Here is a 14,263-nt window from a genome sequence, read left to right on the forward strand (position 1 = left end):
CTTGCTGTCAGTTCAGGCCGATAGGTCGTGGTGGCGGCTTCGTTCACGGAAGGATGTAGATCACCGCGAACAGGCCCACCCACACGATGTCGACGAAGTGCCAGTAGTACGACACGACGATCGCCGAGGTGGCCTGGGCCGGGGTGAACTTGCTCAGCTTGGTGCGGATGAGCAGGTACACGAACGCGATGAGCCCGCCGATGACGTGCAGGCCGTGGAACCCGGTCGCGAGGAAGAAGACCGTGCCGAACGGGCCGGACGGGATCGTCATCCCCTCGTCGATCAGGTGGAGGTACTCGTAACCCTGGCCGCCGACGAAGATCGCGCCCATGATCAACGTGATGATGTACCAGCGTCGAAGGCCGAAGACATCGCCCTTTTCGGCGGCGAACACGCCGAACTGGCAGGTGAACGAGGACGCCACGAGGATCACCGTGAACGGGATCGCCAAGGCGACGTTCAACTCGAACGGCTCACCGTGCAGCGGCGGCGGCCACTGACCGGTGGCGTTCTGCGCCTTCACGGTGAAGAACATGGCGAACAGTCCGGCGAAGAACATCAGTTCGCTGGACAGCCACACGATGGTGCCGACACTGACCATGTTCGGCCGGTTCAGCGAGTGGACCCGCTGGCTGATGGTGGGAGCTGCCGTTGTCACGCGTCGCATTATGTCCTCTCACGCACGGGGCCCGCCGGGTGGGTCCACGGCAAGTCGCGTGCGTGTCGGGTCACATCTGAACGAAAGTGGGAACAGGGCTACTCATGGGTTTACTAGATCGGCTTCGTGACCTGGTCAAGAAGCAGGACCGCCCAGGTCTGACCGTCGACACGCCCGGCGTGGAGATCGTCGTGGAAGCCTTCGACCCGGCCGAGGCGGACTCGTCGGCGCTGCGGAGATCACCCGCTTGGGTCGCCGAAGCACCGGCGATCCTGCGCCACCACTTGAAACTGCCGCCCGAAAAGGTGGCGGAGGCGGCCTCGATCCTCGCCCAGGACGGCTGGGAGCTGCGGGAACAGGGACCGGACGGCGACCTCACGCTGGCGCACGCGGTGCGCGTCCAGACCCTCGACGCGCTGCACTGCGCGCAGGAACGGTCACGGATGGCGGGACTCGCGCAGCGGCTCGGCGGCGACTCGCTGGGCTGGGACGCGCTCCAGCCGTCGGGTGCGTCCACGTGATGTCGGTCATGGCGGATAACATCGCCGGTGTCGAGATGACTAGACGAGGCGGAGGCGCGCTCATGGGCGAGCAGGCGATGCGGATCCTGGTGTTCAGCCACAAGGCGGAGGTGCGCGAGGCGATCATCAACGCCGTCGGCCGCCGGCCCGCCGCCGACCTCGGCCGGGTGGACTACACCGAGGCGTCCGGCATCTCCGAGGTCCTCGTCGAAATGGACGCGGGCAACGTGGACCTGGCCATCCTCGACGGCGAGGCGCAGCCGACCGGCGGCATCGGGCTGACCCGCCAGCTCAAGAACGAGATCGAGGACTGCCCGCCGATCGTGGTGTCGGTGCGGCGCAAGGACGACCGCTGGCTCGCGACCTGGTCGCAGGCCGACGCGGTGCTGGTCCACCCGCTCGACCCGCTGACCGCCGCGGAGACGGTCGCCGACGTATTGCGCGCCCGGCGGGTGCCGGTCGTGCACGGCTGACCCGATGGGCGCGGCAGCCAAGACCTGGCCGTCCCTGCTCAACCAGCTCATCGCGCGGACGGACCTGTCCGAAGACGACACCGCGTGGGCGATGGACCAGATCATGAGCGGGGCGGCGACGCCCTCCCAGATCGCCGGGTTCGCCGTCGCGCTGCGGGCGAAGGGCGAGACACCGGCGGAGATCTCCGGCATGGCCGACGCCATGCTGGCGCATGCCAAACGGGTGACGATCGACCGGCCGTCGGTGGACATCGTCGGGACCGGCGGCGACCGGTCCAACTCGGTCAACATCTCCACCATGGCCACGGTGGTGACCGCCGCGGCGGGCGCGCCGGTGGCGAAACACGGGAACCGGAGCGCGTCGTCGAAGTCCGGCGCGGCCGACGTGCTGGAAGAGCTGGGCGTCACCATCGACCTGCCGCCGGAGACGGTCCAGCGCAGCGTGAACGAACTGGGCATCGGCTTCTGCTTCGCGCCGAAGTTCCACCCCGCCCTGCGCCACGCCGGCCCGACGCGGGGCGAACTCGGCGTGCCGACGACGTTCAACCTGCTGGGCCCGCTGACCAACCCGGCGCAGCCGCGCAGTTCGCTGATCGGCTGCGCCTACGAGGACAAGACCCGCGTGCTGGCCGAGGTGTTCGCACGCCGCGGGATGACCGTGCTGCTCGTGCGCGGCGACGACGGGCTCGACGAGATCACCACCACGACCACCAGTTCGGTGTGGGTGGTCTCCGGCGGTGAGATCACGGAACGCAGCTTCGATCCTTCGTCGCTGGACGTCCCGCGGGCGACCGCGGAGGACCTGCGCGGCGGCGACGCGGCGCACAACGCCGAGGTGTTCCGCCAGGTGATGGCCGGGAAGACCGGGCCGGTGCGGGACGCGGTGCTGCTCAACTCGGCGGCCGCGCTGGCCGCTTTCGCCGGTTTCTCGGGGTCGCTGGAAGACGATCTGGCGGCCGGGCTCGCGCGGGCCGCCTCGGCCATCGACTCGGGCGCCGCGGCCGACCTGCTGAACCGGTGGATCGCCTTCGCCTGACCCTCACGGCATGTTATGAACGGGACTTTCATTGCAAAATTTGCAATGAAAGTCCCGTTCATAACACGGCTTCACTCTGGTTCACAGCCTGGAGACCGGCGCAAGCAGTCGACCAAGTGCGAGGTAAGGCCCCGCCCAACGGCCTACGAAGCGGTGCTGAACCGTGCCCGGTAAGCCGAAGGCGTCAGCCCCGTAGCCCGCCGAAGCTGCGTACGCAGGTTCGCGGCGGTACCGAAGCCCGAAGCCCGCGCCACCCGGTCCAGCCGCTGCTCGCCGCGCTCGATCAGCCGGCATGCCAGCGCGATCCGTTCCGTCGTGAGCCACGCCAGCGGCGTCGTCCCCAGTTCGGCCCGGAACCGCCGGTGCAGTGTCGCCTGACTGGCGGCCGCCCGCGCGGCGAGGTCGGCGACGGTGAGCGGCCGGTCCAGTCGTTCGCGGGCCCATTCGAGCACCGGCGCCAGCGAGGTGTCCGGCACCGACGGCACCGGACGCTCGACGAACTGCCGCTGGCCACCGTCGCGGTGCCCGGCGAACACCAGACGGCGGCTCACCGCGTTGGCGACCTCGGCGCCATGGTCGCGGCTGATCAGGTGCAGGCCCAGGTCCAGCGCGGCCGCGCTGCCCGCCGCGGTCAGGATGTCGCCGTCGTCGACGAACAGGACGTCCGGCTCCAGCCGGACCTCGGGGAACAGGGTCCGGAACAGCCCGGCCCATTTCCAGTGCGTCGTCGCGCGCCGTCCGTCCAGGACACCCGCCCGCGCGAGAGTGAACGCGCCGGTGCAGAAGCTCACCAGCCGGGCACCCCGCGCAGCCGCGTCGCGGATGGCCGCCAGCACCGGCTCCCCGACCGGGAGTTCCGGTTCGGGCCGGTTGGGCACGATCACCGTGTCGGCGGATTCCAGCGCTTCGAGTCCGGCGATCCCGGTGAGGATGAACATCCCCAGGTGCATGCGCACGGACGGCTCGGCGGCGCACAGCGTGAAGTCGTACCAGGGCCGGTCCAGTTCCGGCCGCCGCAGGCCGAAGAGCTCGGTCGCGACGCCCATCTCGAAGGGGTTGGAGCCCTCGTCGACCAGGACGGCGACCCGGTGTGAAAAGACCCTGTGCGAGAAATCATGCGACATATGCGATTCCTAGCACTCACCGCCGCACCGGTCCAGCGGCCAGGATCGAGGTCATGAGCAAGCAGCCGATCGATCTGGGAACCGCACTGGCCGGATTCGACGAGATCTGGAGCCCGCGGATCGTCGCCCACGTCAACGACTACGACGTCCGCCTCGCCAAGGTCGCGGGCGTGCATGTCTGGCACGTCCACGAGAACACCGACGAGTTCTTCCACGTCCTCGACGGCACTTTGGACATCGCGTTGCGCGAGGAGGCGGGCGAACGCGTCGTCACGCTGCCGCGGGGCTCGGTGTTCGTCGTCCCGCGCGGCACCTATCACAAACCGTCCTCAGTGGACGGTGCGTCACTGTTGCTGTTCGAGCCGACCGGGACGCTCACGGTCGGGGACGTGCACGAGGAGGTCCCCGAGTACGTCGACGTCACCGTCGGGCACGACATTTCCGCTCAGCCGGCGGAAAACGTCTTGCGGTAGGCACTCGGACTGGTGCCGCGGAGCTTGCCGAACTGGTGCCGCAGCGCGGCGGCGGAGGCATAGCCGCAGGCGACCGCGATGTCCTCAATGGACAGACGACCTTCTTCGAGCAGCGCCTGCGCGCGATCGAGGCGGCGTTCGGTGAGCCACCGGTGCGGTGTCGTGCCGGTGGCCGCCGAGAACCGGCGCAGGAACGTACGCTCCCCCAGACCACTGCGGCGGGCGAGTTCCGCGACGGTGAACGGCTGATCCAGCCGTCGCTCGATCCATTCGAGTGCTTCGGCGAGCACGGTGTCGTCCGGCGCGGCCGTCTCGGGCACCGGCGCCTGCACGAACTGCGCCTGCCCGCCGGCCCGATGCGGAGCCGCGACCATCCGCCTGGCCAGCGTGGTGGCCGCGGCGACGCCGCGCAGTTCGCGCACCAGATGCAGGCACAGATCGACGGCGGCGACGGTCCCCGCGCTGGTGAGGACGCCGCCGTCGTGGACGTACAACGCCTTCGGGTCGACCTTCGCCGTCGGGAACCGCGATCGGAACTCCTGCTCGTAGACCCAGTGCACGGTGCAGTTCCGGCCGTCGAGGAGTCCCGCGTACCCGAGCGAGAAGACGCCCGCGCAGAAGCCCGCGACCCACGCACCCCGGCTCGCCGCGTCGCGCAAGACTTCCAGAACCGGCTCCGGCGGGCTCGCGCTGCGCGGCGCGCAGGTCGGGACGATCAGCAGGTCGGCGGACGCCGCGAAGTCCAGGTTTTCCAGGCTGTTCAACCCGAAGCCGGACCAGCTCAGGACGTTCTCGCCGCCGGGCGAGCAGACGGCGAAGTCCCAGCCCTCGATGCCGTCGGCGCTGCGATCGGTGCCGAAGACCTCGCAAGCGACGCCGAGTTCGAACGGCGAGACCTGGTCGGCGAGCACCACCGCGACCTTCTTCACATCCATTCCGGCAGTGTGTCATAAGTTTTGCGGTCGATGTCATCTCTGACACTGGTCGGCCGGGCGCCCGAGGTCGAAAGTGGTCGCCATGAACAAGAACAACCCCCTGCTCCAGTGGACGGCCGCGATGGCGCTGTCCGGCACGATCGGCGCCGTCGTCCTCGAAAGCGGTGCCGACGCGCCCGCCGTGGCGTTCGCGAGGAGTCTCGTCGGCGGCCTGCTGCTCCTGGTGTGGAGCGCCGCGCGAGGCTGGCTCCGGCCCTGGACGCTCACCCGCCGCGACCTGTGGCTCGCCGTCCTCGGCGGCCTGTTCCTGGTCGGGAACTGGGTGCTGCTGTTCGCCTCCTACGCGCTTTCGTCGATCTCGGTCAGCACCGTCGTCTACCACACGCAGCCGCTGATGCTGGTCGGTCTCGCCGCGGCGTTCCTCGGCGAGAAGATGGCGAAGAGCCAGCTGATCCGGGCGCTGATCGCGTTCGGTGGAGTGACACTCATCTCACTGTCCGCACACGGCGTCGACGGCAAGCCCGTGCGGCTGGAGGGGATCGCGCTCGCCCTCGGCGCGGCCGCGCTCTACGCCGGTGCCTCGTTCGTCGCGAAGCAGCTCAAACACCTGCGCCCGCACGTCCTGGCGGCCGTCCAGCTGGTGACCGGGACGATCGTGCTGGCACCCGCGCTGCTCGTCACGCCGCTGCCCACGGACACCTCAGGGCTGTTGTGGCTGGTCCTGCTGGGCACGGTGCACACCGCGCTGATGTACGTCCTGATGTACGCGAGCATCGGCAAGCTGCCGACCACGACCGTGGCGCTGCTGTCCTACGTCTACCCCGTGGTCGCGGTGGTGGTGGACGTCCTCGCCTACGGCCACCGGCCGACCTGGCCGGAGGGCGTGGGGATGCTGGCCGTCCTGGCCGCGGCGCTCGCACCGAAGCGCACTCCCAAGTCCACGGCCGACTCCGCGCCCAAGTCCGCACCCGAGGCGCCCCAGCCCGCCCGCATTTAGTCCTCTGAATGCAAAAGCGGCGCCCCGATCCGTCACCGGATCAAGGCGCCGCTTCGGCACGAGACCGTCACTCGTGGTTGGGACCCGTGTGGTACTCGAAGACCAGCCCGCCGATGGCGACGATCACCAGGCCCAGCGCGATGATCAGCAGCCAGACGTGGAAGAACGCGAGCGCGACCCCGGTCAGCGCGGCGGCCGCCGCGAGACCGATCGGCCAGTAGCTGCCGGGGCTGAAGAAGCCCAGCTCACCGGCGCCGTCGCTGATCTCGGCGTCTTCCCGGTCCTCCGGCCGCGGCTCGATGCGCCGCGCCACGAACTGCAGGTAGCTGCCGGCCAGGAAGGCCAGGCCACCGGTGAGGATCAGGGCCACCACACCGACCGGCTCGACGCCGTCCCGGGTCATCGTTCCGGTCATGTACGCGTAGATACCCGCCACGACGACGGAGAAGACCGCGACGAGGAAGAAAATCCGTCCTTCGACCTTCATGGACGTTGCCTCACTCCTGTTTCGGGCTCGAACAGCCGGGTCAGTTGGACGCGACCCGCGCGGTGCGGTCGGTGTTGAACGGGGTGGTGGTGACGGCGTAGGGGGCGCACAGGTCGCCGCAGTTCATCGCCGTCAGCGCCTCGGACGCCGTGTTCGGCTTGCCGCTCTTCGGGTTCACCGTGCCGCGAAGCTGGATGTACTGCGCGTACTTGTCCGGCGACAGGGCCCTGACCTCGAAGTTCATCCCCGAGTGGTAGGTGCCGCACAGCTCGGCGCACCGGCCGACGAACGAACCTTCCCGGTCGATCGAGTTCTGGAAGGTGAAGTCCTGGTTGTTCTTCTCCGGGTCCGGCATGACGTCCCGCTTGAAGTGGAACTCCGGCACCCAGAACGAGTGGATGACGTCCGCCGACCGCAGGTTGTACTGGATCGTCTTGTTCGTCGGCAGGACGAGCAGCGGGATCTCGGTCGAGCTGCCGACCGTGGTGATCTCGGGGTCGTCGTGGTTCTTGGAGTCGCTCTTGTACTTGAACTCCCAGTTCCACTGGAACGCGACGATGTCGACCGTGACGTCCGGGTTGTCCGTCTCGGCGAGCACGCGGTTCTCGGTGGTCGCGGTGAAGAAGAACAGCACGCAGACCATGATCGTCGGGACGACGACCGTGAAGATCTCCAGCGGGATGTTGTACTGGAACTGACGGGGCAGTTCCTCCTCCGCGCCGTCGGCGGTCTTCTTCTTGCGGTGGAAGATCGCGGTCCAGAAGATCAGTGCCCAGACGATGACACCGACGGCCAGCGCCGCGACGACCGTCCACGTCCACAGGGTGCGCATGTCGTGCGCCTGCGGGGTCACCCCGACCGGCCAGCCGAAGCGAAGGATCTCGTCCCCGGAACAGCCCGTCGCGGTCAGCATCACCAACGCCGCGAGCGCTGCGATGCGACCAGCCCGTTTAACGGGGGTGCGCTCTGGATTTCCCACTGCGCCTTGCCCTTTCACCCAGAGCCTCCTCGACCGATCTTCTTGTTCACGCGGAGCCTAGCCGAGTTGTGGCGCCACGCTGACCAAGGGGTAACCCCAACACGCGTATCCCCCACCACATCCGGGTGTACCCACACCCGGGCATACTGGGCCCTTCTCCCCCGCTCGGCCACAACAAGAGGTGTGTGAACTAGACGTGTGCGGCCTGCTTGGACTGATCTGTTCGACCGAAGCCGACGCGGCCGGCGCCCGCGAGGCGGTCGACACCGCCATGCGCTGCCAGCGGCACCGCGGTCCTGACGAGCACGACACCTGGGCCGACGCCGAAGTGGTCTACGGCTTCAACCGGCTGGCCTTCATCGACGTCGATCACGCCCACCAGCCGCTGATCTGGGGCCCGCCGGAGGCTCCTGAGCGCTACACGCTGAACTTCAACGGAGAGATCTACAACTACAAAGAACTGCGCGACGAGCTGGCCGCCGGGCACGGTGCGAAATTCGCCACAGAAGGTGACGGCGAGGCGATCGTCGCGGCGTACCACTACCTCGGCGACGACGCGGTGAAGAAGCTGCGCGGCATGTTCGCCTTCATGATCTGGGATTCCCAGGAGAAGGTCGTCTTCGGCGCGCGCGACCCGTTCGGGATCAAACCGCTGTTCTACGCCGCCGGCCCCGGCAAGATCGCCTTCTCGAGTGAGAAGAAGAGCCTGCTGGAGCTTTCGAGCGTGCTCGGCGTCGAGGAGAAGCTGGACCGCAAGGCCCTGCAGCACTACCTGGTGCTGCAGTACGTGCCGGAGCCCGAGTCGCTGCACACCGGGATCCGCCGCGTCGAGTCCGGGACGTCCTTCCGGGTCGTCCCGGGCGGCGAGGTCGAGTTCACCCGCTACTTCCACCCGCAGTTCACCGCGAAGCCGGTGAACGGCCAGGCCGAGGCGGAGGCGCTGTACGAGCGCATCGCCGACGCGATGCGCGACTCGGTCGGCAAGCACATGATCTCCGACCCGGACGTCACGGTCGGCGCCTTCCTCTCCGGTGGCATCGACTCGACCGCCACCGCGACGCTGGCCAAGGAGCACAACCCGAACCTGATCGCGTTCACCAGCGGTTTCGATCGCGAGGGCTACTCCGAGGTCGACGTCGCCGCCGAGACGGCCGCCGCCATCGGGGTGAAGCACGTGGTCCGGGTGGTGTCGGCGGAGGAGATGATGGAGGCGCTGCCGCTCATCGTCTGGTATCTCGACGACCCGGTGGCCGACCCGGCGCTCGTGCCGCTGTGGTTCATCGCCCGCGAGGCACGTAAGCACGTCAAGGCGGTGCTGTCCGGCGAAGGGGCCGACGAGCTCTTCGGCGGCTACACCGTCTACAACGAGCCGATCTCACTGGCGCCATTCGAGAAGATCCCCGGCGGGATGCGCAGGATCCTCGGGAAGGTCTCCACGAAGATCCCCGAGGGCACTCGCGGCAAGGACCTGCTGCGGCGCGGGGCGCTGCCGCTGGAGGACCGCTACTACGGCAACGCCCGCAACTTCCGCGACGACCAGCTTCGCAAGGTGCTGCGCACTTACGAGGAAGGCGTCGGCTTCAAGGACGTCACCGCTCCTTGGTACCGGGTCTCCGAGGGCTGGGACCCGGTCGCGCGGATGCAGCACGTCGACCTGTTCACCTGGCTGCGCGGCGACATCCTGGTCAAGGCCGACAAGGTGACCATGGCCAACTCGCTGGAACTGCGCGTGCCGTTCCTCGACTCCGAGGTGTTCAAGGTCGCCGCGACCATCCCCGTCGACCAGAAGCTCACGCACGGGACCAGCAAGTACGCGCTGCGCCAGGCGCTGGCGAAGATCATCCCGGCGCATGTGCTCAACCGGCGCAAGCTCGGCTTCCCGGTGCCGATCCGGCTGTGGCTGCGCGACGAGATGTACGACTGGGCCAAGGGCATCATCTCGGACTCGCAGACCGGCGAACTGCTCGACAAGAACGCCGTCCTGGCGCTGCTCGACGAGCACAAGGCCGGCCAGCACGACCGCAGCCGTCAGCTGTGGGCGCTGCTGGTGTTCATGCTGTGGCACGGCATCTTCGTCGAGAACCGCATCAAGCCCGAGGTGCCGGAGCCGGTCTACCCGGTGAAGCTCTAGTCACGACTCGCCATGCCGGCCTTCACCGTTCTGCGGGTGAGGGCCAGCATGGAGGGATGGACTTCGTCCTCGTGCACGGCACAACGCAGAGCCCGGCGAGCTGGGACCGGGTGGCCAAGCTGCTCGCCGCCGCCGGGCACCGCGCGCTCGCGGTGGACCTGCTGACGCCGGAAGACCTGCCGGTCGAGGGATACGCCCAGCACGTGCGGGACCAGTACGACGGCGAACGGCCCGTCGTGGTGGCCCATTCCGGGACCGGGGTGCTGCTTCCCGCGATCGCCGAAGCGCTCGGCGCGCGGTCGCTGGTGTGGGTCGCCGCCTACATCCCCGACTTCGCGGGCGGGCGGTGCCTGCGGGACGAGGCCCGCGCCTTGCTCGAACCGGACTGGATCGGCGTGGATCCGGCCGCGGAACCCGCGAAGGCGTCGGAGTTCCTCTTCCACGACTGCGATCCCGAGACCGAACGGCCGGCACTGGACAGTTTGCGGCTGTTCAGCCCCGAAGTCCTCGCGACGCATCCCGCCGGGCCCGCGCCCGAGGTCCCGTCGACGGTGATCGTCCCCACGCGGGATCGCACGCTGAGACCGGGCTGGATGCGCCAGGCCGCCAAGGAACGGCTCGGCGTCACCGCGATCGAGATCGACGCCGGACACTGCCCGCATATGTCCCGGCCCGCCGAGATCTGCGGGATCCTGACCGGACGCGGCTGAAAGGGCCCTTCACCGCGTCTCACGCGGTGAAGGGCCCTTTCGTCGCATCACATGAGGGGAAAGTCCCCTTCAGCTCACGCGGGCAGGATCGCGGCGATCTCCTCGGCGGACTCCGGACCGAAGGCCTCCTTGAGCCGGCCCAGGGCGTCTTCGCGCTGGAAGGTCCACTCCTGCGTACCGACGGTCTCCAGCACCAGAACGGCGATCAGCGAGCCCAGCTGCGCCGAACGCTCCAGGCTGAGACCGCCGTCGATCCCGGCGATGAACCCGGCGCGGAAGCCGTCGCCGACGCCGGTCGGGTCGACCTTGCCGCGCTCCGGGACGGCGCCGATCTGCAGCGCGAGACCGTCCTTGCCGATGATCTCGACACCCTTCTCCCCGAGCGTCGTGATCCGCATGCCGACGCGGTCGAGGACGTCGGCCTCGGTCCAGCCGGTCTTCTGGAGCAGCAGTTCCCATTCGTAGTCGTTGCTGAACAGGTACTTGGCGCCCTCGACGAAGGAGCGCACCTGCTCGCCGTCCATCCTGGCCAGCTGCTGCGAAGGGTCGACGGCGAAGGGGTAGCCGCGCTGGCGGCACTCCTCGGCGTGGCGGACCATGCCCTCGGGGTCGTCCGGGCTGATCAGCACGAGCGACAGCTCGCCGGCGTGCGCGGCGACCGGTTCGAGTTCGATGTTGCGGGATTCGGCCATCGCACCGGCGTAGAAGGTGGCGATCTGGCACAGGTCCTCGTCGGTGGTGCAGACGAACCGGGCCGTGTGCGCGACCTCGGACACCAGCACGCCCGCGGTGTCGACGCCGTGCCGCTCGAGCCACGAGCGGTAGTCGGCGAAGTCGGAGCCCACCGCGCCGACCAGGATCGGGCTCTTGCCCAGCACACCGAGGCCGAAGGCGATGTTCGCGCCGATCCCGCCCCGCCGGACGACCAGGTCGTCGGCCAGGAAGCTCAGGGACACGCGGTGCAACTGCTCGGCGATGAGCTGCTCGGCGAACCTGCCCGGGAAGTGCATGAGGTGGTCGGTTGCGATACTGCCGGATACTGCGATCCTGGCGCTGTCTGCCACCGGTTCTCCTTGATCGGTCGGCCTCGCCGAGACGAGGACGGCTAAGTTACCCGCAGGTCATGCCCCATACGGGTTGCTTCAGGCACGGCCATGAACACTACCGGTTGGTAGTGGTGTCCTACTCGAACGCGAGTCATTAGCTTGTCGTTCGTGACCACTTCCGCGTATCACCTCGAACCGGAATCCATCGGCGAACTCATCGCCGACTGCGCCGGTATCCCGTCGTCCCTCCAGGCCGAGAATCTGCCCCTGCCCCGGCAGATCGCCCCGCCCTGGACCGTGGACGAGCGGTGCCTCGCCCAGGTCGACGATCTGGACGCCTACGTCTGAGCCCGCGGCGGTACGCAGAACCGCGGGCATGAAGAAGGGCCGCGACCTGGGTGAGGTTCGCGGCCCTTCTTCATGCGTGAGCGTGGCTCAGTGGAAGCTGTCGCCGCAGGCGCAGCTGCCGGTCGCGTTGGGGTTGTCGATCGTGAAGCCCTGCTTCTCGATCGAGTCGACGAAGTCGATCACGGCGCTCGACACGTACGGGGCGCTCATCCGGTCGACGGCCACGCGGAGCCCGTCGAAGTCACGGAACAGGTCGCCGTCGAGCGTGCGCTCGTCGAAGAACAGCTGGTAGCGCAGGCCGGCGCACCCACCGGGCTGGACGGCGATGCGCAGGTGCATGTCGTCACGGCCCTCCTGCTCGAGCAGGGCCTTCGCCTTGACGGCGGCGGCGTCGGTCAACGTGACGCCGTGGGTCTCCTCGGCGGTTTCGGCCTGAGCTGCGGCTGCCTGCTCAGCGGTCGTCATGGTTCTCCCTCTGGTCGAACTCGCTGCGGGTACTCGTCTTGCATCTGGTCCAACACGTCGGAGTCCCGATCTGTTCCCCTCCATGGTGACATATCGCTCGGCCTGGTGCGTGGCACCGTGACGCCCGCGACTACCCTGGTGAGGTGAGGTTCCTGCGCCGTAGCACCACAGACTCCGCCACGACCGACGCCGAGACGCCCGACACCGAGGCCGTCGAGGTCCAGGCCAAGGCCTATACGCCCGGAAAGGGCAAGGCCACGCCCAAGCGCCGCGAGGCCGAGGCCAAGCGCCGTGGTCCGGTGGCGCCCCCGCCGACCACCATGCGGGAGGCGATGAAGCGGAACAAGGAACTCCGCAAGTCCGCGAAGGCCGACCCGGAGTACAAGGCCAAGCAGCGCAACGCCGCGAAGGAACGTCGCGAGCGGATGATGGCGGGCGAGGACAAGTACCTGCTCCCGCGCGACCGCGGCCCGGTCAAGGCCTATATCCGTGACCTGGTCGACTCCCGGCGCAACCTGCTCGGTCTCTTCATGCCACTGGCGATCCTGGTGTTCGTCGCCCTGCTGGTGCCGTACCCGGACGTGCAGCGCTACGCGACGCTGCTGTGCACCGTGATGCTGCTCGGCATGATCGTCGAGGGCGTGCTCAGCGGCCGCCGGATCGCGAAGATGGTCCGGCTGAAGTTCCCGAACGAGACGGTCAAGGGCGGCTCGGTCGGCTGGTACTCCTTCATCCGGGCGAGCCAGATCCGCAAGCTGCGGGTGCCCAAGCCGCGGGTCAGCCCCGGCGACAAGGTCTGAGCAGGCGATTCCCAGGTCGTTAGCGTGACTAACGGCTTGGGGTACAGTCGCCCGCATGGAGTTCCGACGCCTCGGCCGCAGCGGCCTCAATGTCAGTGAGATTTCGTACGGCAACTGGCTCACCCACGGGTCCCAGGTGGAAGAGGACCAGGCGCAAGCCTGTATCAAGGCCGCGCTCGACGCCGGCATCACCACCTTCGACACCGCCGATGTTTACGCGAACACGGCCGCCGAATCGGTGCTCGGCCGCGGGCTGAAGGGCCTGCGCCGGGAAAGCCTGGAGATCTTCACCAAGGTCTACTGGCCGACCGGCCCCAAGGGCCCCAACGACCAGGGGCTGGGCCGCAAGCACATCATGGAGTCGGCGAACGCTTCGCTGAAGCGGCTCGGCACCGACTACGTCGACCTCTACCAGGCGCACCGGTTCGACCGGTCCGTCCCGCTGGAAGAGACGTTCCTCGCCTTCGCCGACCTCGTCCGCCAGGGCAAGGTGCTCTACGTCGGCGTCTCGGAGTGGACCGCCGAGCAGATCACCCAGGGCGCCGCGATCGCGCGCGAGCTGAAGGTGCCGCTCATCTCGAACCAGCCGCAGTACAACGCGCTGTGGCGGGTCATCGAGGCGCAGGTCGTCCCGGCGTCCGAACGTGAGGGCCTCAGCCAGATCGTCTGGTCGCCGATCGCGCAGGGCGTGCTCACCGGCAAGTACAAGCCCGGTCAGCCGCTGCCCGCGGGCTCCCGCGCGACCGACGAGAAGGGCGGCGCCAACATGGTCGCCCGCTTCCTCAACGACGACGTCCTCGAGCGCGTCCAGCGGCTGCAGCCGATCGCGGACAAGGCGGGCCTGTCGCTGGCCCAGCTGTCCGTGGCGTGGGTGCTGCAGAACCCGAACGTCGCTTCGGCGATCATCGGCGCTTCGCGGCCGGAGCAGGTGCACGAGAACGTGAAGGCGGCCGGCGTGAAGCTGGACGCGGATCTGCTCGCCGCGATCGACGAGGCCCTCGACGGCGTCGTCGAGACCGACCCGACGCTGACCCGCTCTCCCTGATCCCCCGCATTTAGTCGACTAACTGCGGACGCTTT

Annotated in this window: 17 protein-coding genes; 10 read left to right on the plus strand and 7 right to left on the minus strand. The window is 68.4% G+C overall.

What is annotated here, in order from left to right; translation table 11 throughout:
- Window positions 1-43 precede the first annotated feature (43 nt).
- A complete protein-coding gene (gene ctaE / locus SD37_RS27985) occupies window positions 44-667 on the minus strand; it encodes an aa3-type cytochrome oxidase subunit III (protein WP_005164165.1) in 624 nt (207 codons plus the stop codon).
- 95 nt (window positions 668-762) lie between these two features.
- On the opposite strand from ctaE, the gene SD37_RS27990 reads away from it, so the two are divergent.
- From SD37_RS27990 to trpD, 3 genes are all read left to right on the plus strand, one after another.
- Window positions 763-1,179, plus strand: coding sequence for a hypothetical protein (locus SD37_RS27990; RefSeq protein WP_044850083.1), 417 nt, complete (start codon window positions 763-765; stop codon window positions 1,177-1,179).
- A gap of 62 nt (window positions 1,180-1,241) precedes the next feature.
- Window positions 1,242-1,652, plus strand: a complete 411-nt coding sequence (locus SD37_RS27995) for a hypothetical protein (protein WP_037309389.1) — start codon at window positions 1,242-1,244, stop codon at window positions 1,650-1,652.
- Between the two features lie 4 nt (window positions 1,653-1,656).
- On the plus strand, window positions 1,657-2,688 hold the full coding sequence (trpD, locus tag SD37_RS28000) for an anthranilate phosphoribosyltransferase (RefSeq protein ID WP_044850084.1): 1,032 nt from the start codon (window positions 1,657-1,659) through the stop codon (window positions 2,686-2,688).
- A 143-nt stretch (window positions 2,689-2,831) separates the two neighbouring features.
- On the opposite strand, the gene SD37_RS28005 is transcribed toward trpD, so the two are convergent.
- Window positions 2,832-3,812 carry a helix-turn-helix domain-containing protein gene (locus SD37_RS28005; protein WP_044850085.1) on the minus strand — a complete coding sequence of 327 codons (981 nt, stop codon included), beginning with the start codon at window positions 3,810-3,812 and terminating at the stop codon, window positions 2,832-2,834.
- A gap of 53 nt (window positions 3,813-3,865) precedes the next feature.
- Between SD37_RS28005 and SD37_RS28010 the strand changes: the two genes are divergently transcribed.
- Window positions 3,866-4,285, plus strand: a complete 420-nt coding sequence (locus tag SD37_RS28010; protein WP_044850086.1) for a cupin domain-containing protein — start codon at window positions 3,866-3,868, stop codon at window positions 4,283-4,285.
- On the opposite strand, the gene SD37_RS28015 is transcribed toward SD37_RS28010, so the two are convergent.
- Entirely contained in the window at window positions 4,258-5,220 is a 963-nt protein-coding gene (locus tag SD37_RS28015) for a GlxA family transcriptional regulator (RefSeq protein ID WP_044850087.1), read from the minus strand. The genes SD37_RS28010 and SD37_RS28015 overlap by 28 nt on opposite strands.
- 82 nt (window positions 5,221-5,302) lie before the next feature.
- Between SD37_RS28015 and SD37_RS28020 the strand changes: the two genes are divergently transcribed.
- The gene (locus SD37_RS28020; RefSeq protein ID WP_044850088.1) at window positions 5,303-6,217 is read left to right on the plus strand and encodes a DMT family transporter; all 915 of its coding nucleotides are present in this window, start codon (window positions 5,303-5,305) and stop codon (window positions 6,215-6,217) included.
- A gap of 67 nt (window positions 6,218-6,284) precedes the next feature.
- Here the strand turns inward: SD37_RS28020 and SD37_RS28025 are convergent, their stop codons facing one another.
- Together SD37_RS28025 and ctaC are read right to left on the minus strand one after the other, a co-directional pair.
- The gene (locus tag SD37_RS28025) at window positions 6,285-6,704 is read right to left on the minus strand and encodes a cytochrome c oxidase subunit 4 (protein WP_007029867.1); all 420 of its coding nucleotides are present in this window, start codon (window positions 6,702-6,704) and stop codon (window positions 6,285-6,287) included.
- 40 nt (window positions 6,705-6,744) lie between these two features.
- A complete protein-coding gene (gene ctaC / locus SD37_RS28030; protein ID WP_037309370.1) occupies window positions 6,745-7,683 on the minus strand; it encodes an aa3-type cytochrome oxidase subunit II in 939 nt (312 codons plus the stop codon).
- Window positions 7,684-7,879: 196 nt separating this feature from the next.
- On the opposite strand from ctaC, the gene asnB reads away from it, so the two are divergent.
- Together asnB and SD37_RS28040 are read left to right on the plus strand one after the other, a co-directional pair.
- Window positions 7,880-9,814, plus strand: coding sequence for an asparagine synthase (glutamine-hydrolyzing) (asnB, locus tag SD37_RS28035; RefSeq protein WP_044850089.1), 1,935 nt, complete (start codon window positions 7,880-7,882; stop codon window positions 9,812-9,814).
- Window positions 9,815-9,870: 56 nt separating this feature from the next.
- Entirely contained in the window at window positions 9,871-10,524 is a 654-nt protein-coding gene (locus SD37_RS28040) for an alpha/beta fold hydrolase (protein ID WP_044850090.1), read from the plus strand.
- Window positions 10,525-10,598: 74 nt separating this feature from the next.
- On the opposite strand, the gene SD37_RS28045 is transcribed toward SD37_RS28040, so the two are convergent.
- Complete coding sequence (locus tag SD37_RS28045) at window positions 10,599-11,588, minus strand: carbohydrate kinase family protein (RefSeq protein ID WP_145926753.1); 990 nt, start codon at window positions 11,586-11,588, stop codon at window positions 10,599-10,601.
- Window positions 11,589-11,738: 150 nt separating this feature from the next.
- On the opposite strand from SD37_RS28045, the gene SD37_RS28050 reads away from it, so the two are divergent.
- Complete coding sequence (locus SD37_RS28050) at window positions 11,739-11,918, plus strand: hypothetical protein (RefSeq protein WP_418189789.1); 180 nt, start codon at window positions 11,739-11,741, stop codon at window positions 11,916-11,918.
- A gap of 87 nt (window positions 11,919-12,005) precedes the next feature.
- Here SD37_RS28050 and SD37_RS28055 read toward each other — a convergent pair whose 3' ends face one another.
- A complete protein-coding gene (locus SD37_RS28055) occupies window positions 12,006-12,383 on the minus strand; it encodes a HesB/IscA family protein (protein ID WP_005164197.1) in 378 nt (125 codons plus the stop codon).
- A gap of 143 nt (window positions 12,384-12,526) precedes the next feature.
- Between SD37_RS28055 and SD37_RS28060 the strand changes: the two genes are divergently transcribed.
- Both SD37_RS28060 and SD37_RS28065 read left to right on the plus strand, forming a co-directional pair.
- Window positions 12,527-13,183, plus strand: a complete 657-nt coding sequence (locus tag SD37_RS28060; RefSeq protein ID WP_037309352.1) for a DUF3043 domain-containing protein — start codon at window positions 12,527-12,529, stop codon at window positions 13,181-13,183.
- Between the two features lie 55 nt (window positions 13,184-13,238).
- The gene (locus SD37_RS28065) at window positions 13,239-14,228 is read left to right on the plus strand and encodes an aldo/keto reductase family protein (RefSeq protein ID WP_044850092.1); all 990 of its coding nucleotides are present in this window, start codon (window positions 13,239-13,241) and stop codon (window positions 14,226-14,228) included.
- The last annotated feature ends 35 nt before the right edge of the window (window positions 14,229-14,263 follow it).

Source organism: Amycolatopsis orientalis (genome assembly GCF_000943515.2).
GTDB classification, from domain to species: domain Bacteria; phylum Actinomycetota; class Actinomycetes; order Mycobacteriales; family Pseudonocardiaceae; genus Amycolatopsis; species Amycolatopsis orientalis.

Coding starts and splice junctions, on each gene's coding strand:
- ctaE (WP_005164165.1), bottom strand. CDS start 667: ATGCGACGCGTGACAACGGCAGCTCCCACCATCAGCCAGCGGGTCCAC.
- SD37_RS27990 (WP_044850083.1), top strand. CDS start 763: ATGGGTTTACTAGATCGGCTTCGTGACCTGGTCAAGAAGCAGGACCGC.
- SD37_RS27995 (WP_037309389.1), top strand. CDS start 1,242: ATGGGCGAGCAGGCGATGCGGATCCTGGTGTTCAGCCACAAGGCGGAG.
- trpD (WP_044850084.1), top strand. CDS start 1,657: ATGGGCGCGGCAGCCAAGACCTGGCCGTCCCTGCTCAACCAGCTCATC.
- SD37_RS28005 (WP_044850085.1), bottom strand. CDS start 3,812: ATGTCGCATGATTTCTCGCACAGGGTCTTTTCACACCGGGTCGCCGTC.
- SD37_RS28010 (WP_044850086.1), top strand. CDS start 3,866: ATGAGCAAGCAGCCGATCGATCTGGGAACCGCACTGGCCGGATTCGAC.
- SD37_RS28015 (WP_044850087.1), bottom strand. CDS start 5,220: ATGGATGTGAAGAAGGTCGCGGTGGTGCTCGCCGACCAGGTCTCGCCG.
- SD37_RS28020 (WP_044850088.1), top strand. CDS start 5,303: ATGAACAAGAACAACCCCCTGCTCCAGTGGACGGCCGCGATGGCGCTG.
- SD37_RS28025 (WP_007029867.1), bottom strand. CDS start 6,704: ATGAAGGTCGAAGGACGGATTTTCTTCCTCGTCGCGGTCTTCTCCGTC.
- SD37_RS28040 (WP_044850090.1), top strand. CDS start 9,871: ATGGACTTCGTCCTCGTGCACGGCACAACGCAGAGCCCGGCGAGCTGG.
- SD37_RS28055 (WP_005164197.1), bottom strand. CDS start 12,383: ATGACGACCGCTGAGCAGGCAGCCGCAGCTCAGGCCGAAACCGCCGAG.
- SD37_RS28065 (WP_044850092.1), top strand. CDS start 13,239: ATGGAGTTCCGACGCCTCGGCCGCAGCGGCCTCAATGTCAGTGAGATT.